Raw genomic sequence first — 13,172 nt, 5'->3', positions numbered from 1 at the left:
CTGACCACCTGCATTCTCTGCCCCCGGCATCCGGGCTGCTTCAGATGAGTTGCAGGTGTCCTGTGCACTCGGCATGACGATCGACCTCACCGCGCCCTGTTGCGGCCGCAACGTATACCTCGTACACGTTGTTGCTCCGCACGCTAAGGCATTCCCCCCGCCAACACTCCCGTTCTCGCATATATCCCTGTACTTTCGCCGCTTCCCCGGAAGCGGCTTTGAGATGGCCTACGGGTCGCGGAGTTATAAAAATGAAACGCATGTTGTTTAATGCCACGCAGCAAGAAGAACTGCGCGTAGCGATTGTCGACGGACAAAAACTGATCGACATCGATATCGAGACAGCCGGGCGCGAACAGCGCAAATCCAACATCTACAAGGGCGTGATCACGCGCATCGAGCCATCGCTCGAAGCCTGCTTCGTCAGCTATGGCGAAGACCGCCACGGCTTCCTGCCTTTCAAGGAAGTTGCCCGCACGTACTTCCGCGAAGGCGTGGACGTGCGCAATGCCTCCGTCAAGGAAGCGCTGCGCGAAGGCCAGGAAATCATGGTCCAGGTGGAAAAAGAAGAACGCGGCAACAAGGGCGCCGCCCTGACCTCGTTCGTTTCGCTGGCCGGCCGTTACCTGGTATTGATGCCGAACAACCCGCGTGGCGGTGGCGTATCGCGCCGCGTGGAAGGCGAAGAGCGCCAGGAATTGCGCGAAACCATGGATAAACTGGACTTGCCAGCTGGCATGTCCGTGATCGCCCGCACCGCCGGCATCGGCCGCAACGTCGATGAACTGCAGTGGGACTTGAATTACCTGATGCAACTGTGGCGCGCCATCGAAGGCGCCGGCAAGTCGGCCAACGGCGCCTTCCTGATCTACCAGGAATCGTCGCTCGTCATCCGCGCCATCCGCGACTACTTCCAGCCCGACATCGGCGAGATCCTGATCGACACCGACGAGATCTACGACCAGGCGCACCAGTTCATGAGCCACGTGATGCCCGACATGGTGCACCGCGTAAAACGCTACAGCGACGACGTGCCGCTGTTCTCGCGCTTCCAGATCGAACACCAGATCGAAACGGCCTACAGCCGCACCGTGCCGCTGCCATCGGGCGGCGCCATCGTCATCGACCACACGGAAGCCCTGGTCTCCGTCGACGTCAACTCGGCCCGCGCCACGCGCGGCTCGGACATCGAGACCACCGCCTTCAACACCAACTGCGAAGCGGCCGAAGAAGTGGCCCGCCAGCTGCGCCTGCGCGACCTGGGCGGCCTGATCGTCATCGACTTCATCGACATGGAAGTGGCGAAGAACCAGCGCGAAGTGGAACAGCGCCTGAAAGATGCGCTGCACCATGACCGTGCCCGCGTGCAAATGGGCAAGATTTCGCGTTTCGGCCTGATGGAACTGTCGCGCCAGCGCCTGCGTCCTTCGCTGTCCGAAGGTTCGCACGTGACGTGCCCGCGCTGCTCCGGCACCGGCCACATCCGCGATACGGAATCGTCCGCCCTGCAGGTGCTGCGCATCATCCAGGAAGAGGCGATGAAGGAAAACTCGGCCACCATCCACGTGCAAGTGCCCGTCGACGTGGGCGCCTTCCTGCTCAACGAAAAGCGCGGCGAAGTGCTGAAGATCGAGAACCGCCACCGCATCGCCGTGATCCTGATCCCGAACAAGCATCTGGAAACGCCGCACTACAAGCTGGAACGCATCAAGCACGACGATCCGCGTCTGGAAGACAGCCAGGCCAGCTACAACCTGGCCGAACACGCTGAAACCGACATGGCTTACAGCAAGCGCCAGAAGGAAGAAGCCAAGCCGCGCCAGGAAGCCGTCGTCAAGACGATCACGCCTGACCAGCCGGCACCGCTGGTCGAGCGCAAGCCCGTCGAAGCGAAACCAACTCCGGTGGCCGCGCCTGCCGCGCCGCAAGGCCTGATCGCCAAGATCATCAGCTTCTTCACCGGCGCCCCGGCACCGGTGGCGCCAGCGCCAGCCCCTGTCGCCCCGGCCAAGCCGGCCGGCGCCGACCGCGGCGACCGCAACAGCCGTGGCCCGCGTGGCCGTGGCCGCAACGGCAAGCCGGGCCGCGAAGAACGCGAACCGGGCCAGGGCCGTCCAGCCCAGGACGACGCCGCGAAAGAAGCGGAAGCACTGGAAAAAGCGGCACGTCCGCCACGCCCGCCACGTCCGCCACGCGAACCGCGTGAAGCGCGCGAGAATGGCGACACGGCAGCGGCACCGCGCGAACGCGGCGAACGTCCTGAACGCGCCGAGCGTCCGGAACGTGCCGAGCGCCCGGAGCGCGCCGAACGTCCGCCACGCCAGCCACGCGAAGCGCGCGAACCGCGCGCCGACAAGGCTGTTGTTGCTGAAGTGAAAGCTGAAGAGCTGGCATTGGTCGGTGCTGCCGCCAGCGCCATCAACGTGGTCGTGCCGTCAAACGGCCCCGAGTCCGACGCCGCACCGGCGAACTTGCTGAAAGCGCCGGCGAACGCCGGTCCTGAAGGCGAAGAGACGGAAAACGACGTCGAAGGCGAAGAACCGCGCCGCCGCCGCCGTCGTGGTGGCCGCAACCGCAACCGCCGCGACCGTGAAACGGGCGAGCTGATCGAATCGGCAAACGGCGAGAACGAAGGCCAGGATGCCCCGGTGATCAGCTTTACCGTGGCGCCAGCCAACGAAACCGACGCTGCTCCGGTCGCCGTGGTAGCTGCCGCTACCGCCGTCGTCGCCGTTGCCGCGCCAGTGGAAGCTGCCGTTGATGCGCCAGCCGTCGTGGTGGAAGTGGTGGAAGTGGCCAAGGTCGTGGAAATCGCCAAGGCAGAAGCAGCAGCGCCTGCCGCTGACGTTGCCGAAGCGGTTCCTGCTGCTGAAGTGGCTGAAGTGGCCGCCCCTGCCGCCGTGATCGTGCCGGAAGCACCAGCCGAGGCCGTCGTTGCTGCAGCGCAAGCTGTACCAGCCGCTGCCGAGCCTGCTCCTGCCGCCGAGTACAGCTTTGCCGAGAAGGCCGAGGCTGCTCCGGCTCCGGCTCCGGCTCCAGCGGAAATCATCGTGGAAGCCGTGCCTGTCGTGGAAACGGCACCGCTGGCTGAAGCGATCGCCGTGATCGAAGAAGCGCCAGTCGCCGAAGCGGCGCCTGCCGCTGTCGTGGCAGAAGCGGCCCCGGCCGTGGTAGAAGCCGCGCCCGTGGTTGCCGAAGCTGCGCCAGCGCCTGCACCAACCCCAGCGCCTGCCGCGCCAGTGGCCGCGCCGCTGGACTTGAACGCGGTGCTCGGTTCGGCCGGCCTGACCCTGGCCGCCACCGATCCGGAAAAGCTGCGCCTGGCACAGGAAGCTGCCGCCAAGGCCGTCGCGCCCGTGCGCAAGCCACGCGAACGCAAGCCATTGCCGCCGCAATCGGATGAGCCGTTGATCCAGGTCAACACGCAGCGTCCATAAGCGCGCCGGGGTCACCCAGCCGCCAATGATGAAAGGGGAAGCTCAGGCTTCCCCTTTTTTTATGCCCCGCATACCTACCCCAACCTACGCCAGCCAGACCGCCAGCCATGCTCCCTGACTCCACCACCGCCCCTCCCGCCGCCGTCAGCCTGCGCAGCGCCTTCTGGTACTGGCTCAAGCTGGGTTGCGTCAGCTTTGGCGGTCCCGCCGGGCAAATCGCCATGATGCATGCGGAACTGGTGGAAAAACGGCGCTGGATTTCCGAACAGCGCTTCCTGCACGCCTTGAACTACTGCATGCTGCTGCCGGGACCGGAAGCGACCCAGCTGGCCATCTACATCGGCTGGCTGATGCACCGCACGCGCGGCGGCATCGTGGCGGGACTGCTGTTCCTGCTGCCCTCGCTGTTGCTCCTGATCGCCCTGTCCTGGCTGTACCTGGCCTACGGCCACGTGAGCGCCATCGCCGGCATCCTGTACGGCGTCAAGCCGGCCGTCGTCGCCATCGTGGTGGCGGCAGGCTGGCGGCTGGCCCGGCGCACCTTGCGCAGCCCCGGCCTGACCGCCATTGCGGCTGCCGCATTTGTCGCCATCGCCGCGCTACATCTGCCATTTCCGCTGATCGTGCTCGGCGCCGCCCTGCTGGGCATGGCCGGCGGCCACTGGCTGCCCGGGCATTTCCATGCCGGCGCCATGCCGCATGGCGGCGCGGCCCGCTTCGGCCCCGCCCTGATCGATGACGACACGCCGACGCCATCCCACGCGCGCTTCAGCTGGCCGCGCCTGCTGGGCACGGCCGCCGTGGGCGTGGCGCTGGCCTTTCTCACCTGGCTGGGCCTGGCGCTACTGGGCGGGCGCGAGCAGCCGCTGGCGCAGATGGGTGTGTTTTTCAGCAAGGCCGCCCTGCTGACGTTTGGCGGCGCCTACGCCGTGCTGCCCTACCTGGTGCAGGGCGCCGTCGAGCACTACCACTGGATCAGCAGCGCGCAGATGATGGATGGCCTGGCCCTGGGCGAAACGACGCCCGGCCCCTTGATCATGATCGTCGCCTTCATCGGTTTTGTGGGCGGCTGGAGCCAGGCGGCGGGCAGCGCCGGCGAACATCTGTGGCTGGCCGGCATCGGCGGCGCGCTGGTCGCCAGCTGGTTCACCTTCCTGCCCTCGTTCATCTTCATCCTCGCCGGCGCGCCCGTGGTGGAAGCATCGCGCGGCAACCTGCGCCTGAACGCGCCCCTGACGGCCATCTCGGCGGCCGTGGTGGGCGTCATCGCCAGCCTGGCCCTGTTCTTTGGCCACCATGTCTTCTGGCAAGAAAGTCCCGTGCCGCACTGGGACTGGCTGGCCGTCGGCATCGCGGCGGCAGCTGGCGTGGCGCTGATCAAGTTTCAAATGGGAACCATCAAATTGCTGCTCGCCTGTGCCATCTTCGGCCTCGTGCTATCGTATCTGCCTTGAACGACTTAACGTAAGTGGCATCACCTTTCATGGCTGACAAGATTATCTTCCTCGCCGACGCCCGCAATGGGGTGCCGGCGATACCCGACCGGCTGGAAAGTCCCAGCGGCAACGTCGCCGACCGCCTGGGCCGGCCCCTGCACGACCTGCGCATCTCGATTACCGACCGCTGCAATTTCCGCTGCGTGTATTGCATGCCGAAAGACGTGTTCGACAAGAACCACGTCTACCTGCCGCACACGGACTTGCTGTCGTTCGAGGAAATCACGCGCATCGCGCGCCTGTTCGTCGCACATGGCGTGGAAAAGATCCGCCTGACGGGCGGCGAACCGTTGCTGCGCAAGAATATCGAAAAGCTCATCGCCATGCTGGCCGCCCTGCGCACGCCGTCGGGCCAGCCGCTGGACCTGACCCTGACGACGAATGGTTCCCTGCTGGCTAGGAAGGCGCAAGCCTTGAAGGATGCGGGCCTGAACCGCGTCACCGTGTCGCTCGATTCGCTCGACGACGCCACCTTCAAGCGCATGAACGACGTCGATTTCGCCGTCGCCGACGTGCTGCACGGCATCGATGCGGCGCACCAGGCGGGCCTGGGGCCCATCAAGATCAACATGGTGGTCAAGGCCGGCATGAACGAGCAGGAAATCGTGCCGATGGCGCGCCACTTCAAGGGCACGCCCTACATCCTGCGCTTCATCGAATACATGGACGTGGGCGCCTCGAACGGCTGGAACTTGCAGGAAGTCATCCCTTCGGCCGACGTCGTGCGGCGCATCGGCGAACACATGCCCTTGCTGCCCATCGAGCCCAACTACACGGGCGAGACGGCCGCGCGCTGGCGCTATGCGGACGGCGGCGGCGAAATCGGCCTCATTTCCAGCGTCACGCAAGCGTTCTGCGGCGACTGCAGCCGCGCCCGCCTATCGACCGAAGGCAAGCTGTACACGTGCCTGTTCGCCAGCAGCGGCCACGACCTGCGCAGCCTGCTGCGCGGCGGCCACAGCGATGCCGAAATTTCCTCGGCGGTGGCGCAACTGTGGCGCGGCCGTAGCGACCGCTATTCGCAATTGCGCACCAGCCAGACGGACTTGACGGGCGGCACGCTTGAGCGCGGTAAAAAGAAAGTGGAAATGTCGTACATCGGCGGCTGAATCGGGCGCGGCGCGCGCGCGCCGCTGCTACCATGGCGTATGCATCCACATTTTCGCTTCTCATGACAGATAAACACAACATTACCGGCCTCATCCTCGCTGGCGGGCGCGGCACGCGCATGGGCCAGGCCGACAAGGGCATGCTGCCCCTGCACGGCCAGCCCCTCGTGCGCCACGTGCTGCAGCGCCTGGCGCCGCAAGTGGGCCAGCTGGCCATCAGCGCCAACGAACACGCGGGCGCCTACGCGCGCTTCGGCCTGCCCGTGTGGAGCGACGTGCTGCCCGGCCAGCTGGGCCCGCTGGCCGGCTTGCACAGCGGCATGCAGCACGCCGCCACGCCCTACCTGCTGACGGTGCCCTGCGACTCGCCGCTGCTGCCGACCGACCTGGCTGCGCGCCTGGCCGCCGGCCTCGTCGCACACGATGCCGACCTGGCCATCGCCGTCACCGAGGAAATCGATCCTGCGACGGGACAGACGGTGCGCCGCCCGCATCCCGTCTTTTGCCTGGTGAAAACATCGGCCCTGCCCCAGCTGGACGCCTACCTGGCGACCGGCGAGCGCCGCATGCGCACCTGGCACGGCCCCTTGAAACTGGCCGAAGTGCTGTTCGAGGATGGCCGCGCATTCGGCAACATCAATACGCCGGAGGACCTGGCGGCCCTGCAGGCGCAGGGCCTGGACGTGCCGGTGGCGCAGGCCATGCTGGCCGACGCCGTCGCCCCCGTCGCGGACATCGAACAATTGCCGCTGCCGCAGGCGCTCGAGCGCATCCTGGCGGCCGACATCATCTCGCCCATCAGCGTGCCCGCGCACGACAATTCCGCCATGGATGGCTATGCGCTGCACAGTGCCGACCTCGGCGGCGACGCGCCCGTGACCCTGGCCGTGGTCGACACCATCCTGGCCGGCCGCCCCGGCACCGTCACGGTACAACGCGGGCAGTGCGCGCGCATCATGACGGGCGCCGTCATGCCGGACGGCTGCGACAGCGTCGTGCCGCAGGAGCTGGTGCGGCAAGCCGGCGAGCACGGCATTACCGTGGCGCCCGACTGCATCCGCCCCGGCGACAACCGCCGCTTCAAGGGCGAAGACTTGATGCAGGGCCAGCCGGCCTTGCTGCAGGGCAAGCACCTGGGTCCGGCCGAACTGGGCTTGCTGGCCTCGCTGGGCATCGCCACGGTGCCCGTGCGCCGCCGCCTGCGCGTGGCCTTCTTTTCCACCGGCGACGAATTGCGCTCGATCGGCGAGCAGCTCGACGCCGGCTGCATCTACGACAGCAACCGCTACACCCTGCTGGGCATGCTGACCCGGCTCGGCTGCGAGGTGCTCGACATGGGCATCGTCAAGGATCAGCCGCAAGCGCTGGAAGCGGCCCTGCGCGGCGCCTGCGCCGCGGCCGACGTCATCATCACCTCGGGCGGCGTCTCCAGCGGCGCGGCCGACTTTACGCGCGAGATCCTGGCGCGCCTCGGCGAAGTGGCCTTCTGGCAAATCAACATGCGCCCGGGCCGCCCCATGGCGTTTGGCCGCATCGCCAGCGGCGGCGAAACGGCCTTGCTGCTGGGCTTGCCCGGCAACCCGGTGGCCGTGATGGCGACGTTTTATTTCCTCGCCCGTCCCACCCTGCTGCGCATGATGGGCGCCGATGCGGACACGGCCAGCCTGCCGCTGCTGCAAGTGGCGGCGCAAGCGCCCATCCGCAAGAAACGGGGCCGCACGGAATACCAGCGCGGCATCGTCGAACGCGACGCGGACGGGCGCCAGCACGTGCGCGTGACGGGCGCGCAAGGCTCGGGCATCCTGCGCTCGATGACGCAAGCCAATTGCATGATCGTGCTGCACGCGGCGCAAGGCCACGTGGCCGCCGGCGACCCCGTCGATATCGTGCTGTTCCACGGCCTGACCTAAGTATTCGGCAACGTCATGCCCATCGGGCGTGACGCTTCCAGCCCGCACATCGTACCGCCTGCGCGCGGCGCCTCCCCACACTCCCCCCTGCGCCCGCTGCGACAGCGCACCCGCGCCCATCTTCCTCATTGCCACCTTGCACGCGGACTGCGCCACGCCCCAAAAATGAGATAAAAATATTAATCATTTTCTGATAGAAAATATAAATAAACACAACACTAATTGTAATTATTTTATTTATTTGTTGATATTGAAGTTTCTTCGGTGATAACATCGGAACTCACCTAAAGAGTTCAATTTTGATATGATTTCCTCGAAGAAACTGGCAGCGCAACACACTCCATGGATCGCGGGCGCCTGCATGCTGGGCGTAGCAGTCATATTCAGCGTGTTGTCCCTGGCGCCTCTGCCCGCCAATGCCAAAGGCGCCGCGCGCGCCGACGTGCTGGACAACTGCAATTGGAACCGCCCCGGCGTCGACCCGTTCATGGGCGACGTGGTGGCCGCCGTGGACCGCTATACGGATATCGCGCCGCCCGTGCGCGAACAGCTGAAGGAGCGCATGCGCGCGCGCCAGTACGATGAGATCGTGGTGATCAGCCGCGACGCCATCCGCGGCAAGGGCAATTACCAGGCGCGCATCAGCGACATGCATTTCGGCCCGGGCCGTGTCTGCCGCAATGTGACGCGCTCGGGCTGGAGCGAGCAGATGCAGGAACGGGGACTCGTGTATTGCGTGCAGGGACAATGCATCCTCGTGCCGACCATTTGCCGCAATGTCAGCCGCATCACGCAGGTGCCCGCCTCGGCGCCGCCGGCGGCCGGTGCCGCTCCCGGCGGTGCCGCGCCCGTGGCCGCCGCGCCGGCTGCGCCGGCCGCCCCCGGCGTGCCCGTGATCGACAATCCCGACGCCTTGCGCGGCGGGTCCTTCACGGGCGGCGTCGCGCCGCCGGCCGTGGCCAGCATTCCCTTCCTGCCCTTCGACTATGTGCGCACCGTCGGCGGCATCGCGCCGCCGGCCGGCATGGGCGGTGGTGGCGGCGGCGGGGGTGGCGGCTATGTGGTGCCGCCAGGGTCGACGGGCAGCAGCATCATCGTGCCGCCCACCGTGATCCTGCCGACGCTGCCGCCCACCGGCCCGACAGTCTTGCCAGCCGTGCCCGAACCGCAAACCTGGGCCATGCTGCTGGCGGGACTGGCGCTGACGGCCTATGCCGCGCGCCGCCGCCGGCAGTCACCGGCGGCATAGGCGAAGGCGCTACTCGCCGTCGCCCGCCTCGCCGGTCAGGCCGGCGTCCGCCGCGCCCAGCAACAGGGCAGCCGCGTCGCCCGGCAAGGCTTCCACGGATTTGAGCTTGCGCGCCATCTGGCGGCTGCGCACTTCCGCGCTTTCGATATTCTTCGCCGCCCGTTCCAGGGTCAGTTTGGTTTGCGTCAGCACGTCGCCGAACTTGCCGAATTCCGTCTTGACGGCGCCCAGCACCTGCCACACTTCGGATGAACGCTTTTCCAGCGCCAGCGTGCGAAAGCCCATCTGCAGGCTGTTGAGCAAGGCCGTCAGGGTGGACGGCCCGGCGATGCTGACCCGGTGCACGCGCTGCAATTCATCGGCCAGGCCGGGGCGGCGCATCACTTCCGCGTACAGCCCCTCGGTGGGCAGGAACAGGATGGCAAAGTCGGTGGTCTGCGGCGGCGCCAGGTATTTCTCGGCGATGGTCTTCGCCTCGCCGCGCACGGCCCGCTCTAGCTCGCGTCCGGCCAGGGCCACGCCGTCGGCATCGGCCCGCTCGGCCGCCTCGACCAGGCGTTCATATTGCTCTTTCGGGAATTTCGCGTCGATCGGCATCCACACAGGCGCGCCGCCATCGACCATGCCCGGCAGTTTCAAGGCGAATTCCACGCGCGCGCCGCTGCCGGCCACGGTTTCCACGTTCTTCGCATACTGCTCGACAGTGAGTACCTGCTCCAGCAGCATTTCCAGCTGCACCTCGCCCCAGGTGCCGCGCGTCTTGACGTTGGTGAGCACCCGCTTCAGGTCGCCCACGCCCAGCGCCAGCTGCTGCATCTCGCCCAGGCCCTGGTGGACTTTTTCCAGCCGCTCCGACACTTGCTGGAACGAGGCGGAGAGCCGCGTCTCCAGCGTCGCATGGAGTTTCTCGTCGACCGTCTTGCGCATCTCTTCCAGGCGCGCGCCATTGTCCGCCTGCAGCTCGCGGATCTTGTTTTCCAAGGTGGCGCGCACCTCGAGCATGCGCTGCGCATTCGATTCAGTCAGCTGGGCCAAAGTCTGGTTGGTGCTGTCGGCGAAGCGCGCCAGGCTTTGCGCCTGCTCTTCGCGCCCACTCTGCGCCTGAGCCTTCATCTCCACGCGCAGGCTGTCAAGCTGTTGCAGGGTGGCTGCCTGGAACTGCGCCAAGCCGGTGGCCATATTTTGACGCATCTCTTCCAACCGCGTGCCATTATCCACTTGAAGCTCACGTATCTTGCTTTCCAGCGTGGCACGTACCTCGAGCATGCGCTGCGCATTCGATTCAGTCAGCTGGGCCAAAGTCTGGTTGGTGCTGTCGGCGAAGCGCGCCAGGCTTTGCGCCTGCTCTTCGCGACCGACTTTCCCCTGCGCCTGCATCTGCGTGCGCAGGCTGTCGAGCTGCTGCAGTGTCGCCGCCTGGAATTGCGCCAGGCCGGCGGCCAGGTCTTGCCGCGTCGCCTGCGCCGACGCCTGCAGCTGCAGCCGCACTTCGCGCTCGCCCCGGTCGATGCGCTCCAGGCTTTGCTGCTGGTGCTGCTGCACCAGCGCCAGCGTGGTGGCGCCATCGCCGGCGCCGCCGCGCGGACGCAGCAGGAGCAGAAGCAACAGGACGATGGCGACGACGACGGCGCCCAGCAGGCTGTAAAACTCGATTGGGCTCATGGGATCAGTCAGGTTTGTTGCGCATCCAGTCGGCCGTCTGATAGAACGATTCCATCAGGCGCACGCGCAAGGACTCTTCGATGCCCGTGTCTTCCATGGCCCAGGCCATGGCGCGCAGCCACTGGTCGCGCTCGCTCGTGCCGATGGCGTACGGCAGGTGGCGCGCGCGCAGGCGCGGGTGGCCGAATTTCTCGATGTACAGATCGGGGCCGCCCATCCAGCCCGTGAGGAAGAAATACAGCTTGTCGCGCGAGCCGTCCGTCGACGGCGGATGCATGACGCGGATGCCGGCAAACTCGGGCTCGAGCTCCATCAGATCATAAAAACGGTCGACCATGTCGCGCAGCACGGGAGCGCCGCCGATGGTCTCGTACAGGGTGGGGGCAGTGGTATCAGTCATGGCCGCCATGATAGCGCAAGCATCGCGCCCCATGCAGCGCCGGCCGCATTGCCACACGAGCATTGCCACAATAAATAGCAATATACTTGACTAATCAAGCTTATATCAACTACCATTCAATTTTAAACACCTGGCCCGCATGGGCGCACGAACATGCCAACCTCCGCCACCCCCAACTTGATGCGCAATCGCAACTTCCGCTGGCTGCTGGGCGGCGGCCTCGTCTCCATGCTGGGCGACCAGTTCAGCATGCTGGCCCTGCCCTGGCTGGTGCTGAGCCTGACCGGCGATAGCCTCAGCCTGGGCATCGCCGTGGCCCTGATGGGCGCGCCGCGCGCCGTGCTGATACTGCTGGGCGGCACGGTCGCCGACCGCTATTCGCCCAGGCGCGTGATGCTGGCGAGCAAATTGGTCAATGCCGCCATCCTGCTGTTGCTGGCAGGGCTGCTGTGGCTGGGCCAGGCCAGCCTCGCGCTGGCGTATGCGGCCGCGCTGGCGCTCGGTATCGCTGCCGCCTTCGGCATCCCGGCAGGCTCGGCCATCCTGCCGCAGGCCGTGCCGCCGCAGGCACTGCAGACCGCCAACAGCCTGCAGATGGGCGCGCGCCAGCTGTCGCTGCTGGCTGGTCCCCTGCTGGCGGCGCTCGTGCTCGGCGCCCACGATGGCGCGCAGCAAACCGGCATGGCGGCGCTGGCCGCCGCCTTTGCCATCGATGCGCTGACGTTTCTGTTCTCGGCGTGGACCTTGCAGCAAGTCACCCTGCGGCCAGCGGCAATGTCCGCCGCGGCGCAAGGCGTGTGGCGCGACATGGCGGCGGGCCTGGCCATGGTGTGGCGCGATATCCCCTTGCGCAGCTGCTATGCCTACTGGGCCGTCGTGGCCTTCTTCGTCATGGGGCCGCTGCAAGTGGCCTTGCCCGTGCTGGCCAGCGAACGCCTGCACGGTGCCTCGGCGCTGGGCTTGCTGATGGCCGCGCATGGCGCCGGCACCCTGGCCGGCATGCTGGCCTCCAGCCTGGGCGGCGCCTGGCTGCGCCGCCGCTTCGGCGCCATCCTGCTGCTGGCCGATGCCGCCGTCGCCGTGCTGCTGATGGCGCTGGGACAAATCGACGGCAGCTGGCAAGGCGCCGCCTTGCTGGCCGTCACGGGGATGCTGGGCGGCTATCTGCAAGTGGCCATCTTTACCTGGATACAGCGGCGCGTGGCGCCAGCCATGCTGGGCCGGGCGATGGCACTGTTCATGGCCATCTTCCTGGGACTGGCGCCGCTGTCGGCGGCGGCCACGGGCGCGCTGCTGCGCCACCTCACGGTGGGCGAACTGTTCTGCGCCGGCGGCGCCCTGCTGCTCGCGGCCGCCATCGCCGCCGCCCTGCTGACCGGTATCCCGCGCATCGGACAAGCCGACGGCGCCCTTCAACCTTGAGAAAGCCCGAGCATGGACAAGACACAGCAAGCGGCCCTGAAAGCCGCTTACCGGCAACAAGCGCCCGCGCTGGGCATCATCGCGCTGCAGCACCTTCCCAGCGGCTGCGTGTTGCTCGAACGCAGCCGCAACGCACCCGGCGCGCTGAACCGGCACCGCTTCGAACTGGCGCTGGGCACGCACCGCAATGCACGCCTGCAGGCGGACTGGCGGCGCGATGGCGCAGCGGCCTTCCGCCTTGCCATCATCGACACCGTCCGGCCGGCCGACGATCGCGCCGTCGATGCGGACGCCGAGCTCGACGCCCTGCTGGCGCTGCACCGGGCGCAACTGCTGGAACAGGGGCAGGCACTGTATTAAGCGCCTATCCCGGTAGATGCCTGCCTCCGCTGCTGCCGCCCTCCAGAAGCGGAGACTGCGTTGATCGTCGTCGCATGGCTCGCCACGCGTCCTCCTCATGCCTTGTCCCGGCTCCTGATGCGCTGTC

General features: G+C 66.8%; 9 protein-coding genes. 7 read left to right on the top strand and 2 right to left on the bottom strand.

Annotation, left to right across the window (positions count from 1 at the left end):
* The first annotated feature begins 251 nt into the window (after positions 1–251).
* The 5 genes from YQ44_RS04490 to YQ44_RS04470 all read left to right on the top strand — a co-directional run bounded on the left by YQ44_RS04490 (position 252) and on the right by YQ44_RS04470 (position 9,201).
* Positions 252–3,437 carry an Rne/Rng family ribonuclease gene (locus YQ44_RS04490; RefSeq protein ID WP_071322358.1) on the top strand — a complete coding sequence of 1,062 codons (3,186 nt, stop codon included), beginning with the start codon at positions 252–254 and terminating at the stop codon, positions 3,435–3,437.
* Positions 3,438–3,544: 107 nt separating this feature from the next.
* A complete protein-coding gene (gene chrA / locus YQ44_RS04485; RefSeq protein ID WP_071322357.1) occupies positions 3,545–4,891 on the top strand; it encodes a chromate efflux transporter in 1,347 nt (448 codons plus the stop codon).
* A gap of 29 nt (positions 4,892–4,920) precedes the next feature.
* A complete protein-coding gene (moaA, locus tag YQ44_RS04480) occupies positions 4,921–6,042 on the top strand; it encodes a GTP 3',8-cyclase MoaA (protein ID WP_071322356.1) in 1,122 nt (373 codons plus the stop codon).
* Between the two features lie 62 nt (positions 6,043–6,104).
* Positions 6,105–7,952: a molybdopterin molybdotransferase MoeA gene (gene moeA / locus YQ44_RS04475; RefSeq protein WP_071322355.1), complete on the top strand. Its 1,848-nt coding sequence runs from the start codon at positions 6,105–6,107 to the stop codon at positions 7,950–7,952.
* Positions 7,953–8,313: 361 nt separating this feature from the next.
* A complete protein-coding gene (locus tag YQ44_RS04470) occupies positions 8,314–9,201 on the top strand; it encodes an MHFG family PEP-CTERM protein (RefSeq protein ID WP_156894689.1) in 888 nt (295 codons plus the stop codon).
* 9 nt (positions 9,202–9,210) lie between these two features.
* Here YQ44_RS04470 and rmuC read toward each other — a convergent pair whose 3' ends face one another.
* Together rmuC and YQ44_RS04460 are read right to left on the bottom strand one after the other, a co-directional pair.
* Positions 9,211–10,863 carry a DNA recombination protein RmuC gene (gene rmuC / locus YQ44_RS04465; protein ID WP_083411642.1) on the bottom strand — a complete coding sequence of 551 codons (1,653 nt, stop codon included), beginning with the start codon at positions 10,861–10,863 and terminating at the stop codon, positions 9,211–9,213.
* A 4-nt stretch (positions 10,864–10,867) separates the two neighbouring features.
* On the bottom strand, positions 10,868–11,263 hold the full coding sequence (locus tag YQ44_RS04460; RefSeq protein WP_010400839.1) for a group II truncated hemoglobin: 396 nt from the start codon (positions 11,261–11,263) through the stop codon (positions 10,868–10,870).
* A gap of 153 nt (positions 11,264–11,416) precedes the next feature.
* Between YQ44_RS04460 and YQ44_RS04455 the strand changes: the two genes are divergently transcribed.
* Positions 11,417–12,685, top strand: coding sequence for an MFS transporter (locus tag YQ44_RS04455; protein WP_071322353.1), 1,269 nt, complete (start codon positions 11,417–11,419; stop codon positions 12,683–12,685).
* A 12-nt stretch (positions 12,686–12,697) separates the two neighbouring features.
* Positions 12,698–13,045, top strand: coding sequence for a GIY-YIG nuclease family protein (locus YQ44_RS04450; protein ID WP_071322352.1), 348 nt, complete (start codon positions 12,698–12,700; stop codon positions 13,043–13,045).
* The last annotated feature ends 127 nt before the right edge of the window (positions 13,046–13,172 follow it).

Origin of the sequence: Janthinobacterium sp. 1_2014MBL_MicDiv, from assembly GCF_001865675.1 — a bacterium.
Classification (GTDB): Bacteria; Pseudomonadota; Gammaproteobacteria; order Burkholderiales; family Burkholderiaceae_D; genus Janthinobacterium.
Note: the sequence above shows the minus strand (reverse complement) of the source record. Positions and strands in the feature narration are given on the sequence as shown.

Coding starts and splice junctions, on each gene's coding strand:
- YQ44_RS04450 (WP_071322352.1), top strand. CDS start 12,698: ATGGACAAGACACAGCAAGCGGCCCTGAAAGCCGCTTACCGGCAACAA.
- chrA (WP_071322357.1), top strand. CDS start 3,545: ATGCTCCCTGACTCCACCACCGCCCCTCCCGCCGCCGTCAGCCTGCGC.
- YQ44_RS04470 (WP_156894689.1), top strand. CDS start 8,314: ATGCTGGGCGTAGCAGTCATATTCAGCGTGTTGTCCCTGGCGCCTCTG.
- rmuC (WP_083411642.1), bottom strand. CDS start 10,863: ATGAGCCCAATCGAGTTTTACAGCCTGCTGGGCGCCGTCGTCGTCGCC.
- YQ44_RS04490 (WP_071322358.1), top strand. CDS start 252: ATGAAACGCATGTTGTTTAATGCCACGCAGCAAGAAGAACTGCGCGTA.
- moaA (WP_071322356.1), top strand. CDS start 4,921: ATGGCTGACAAGATTATCTTCCTCGCCGACGCCCGCAATGGGGTGCCG.
- moeA (WP_071322355.1), top strand. CDS start 6,105: ATGACAGATAAACACAACATTACCGGCCTCATCCTCGCTGGCGGGCGC.
- YQ44_RS04455 (WP_071322353.1), top strand. CDS start 11,417: ATGCCAACCTCCGCCACCCCCAACTTGATGCGCAATCGCAACTTCCGC.
- YQ44_RS04460 (WP_010400839.1), bottom strand. CDS start 11,263: ATGACTGATACCACTGCCCCCACCCTGTACGAGACCATCGGCGGCGCT.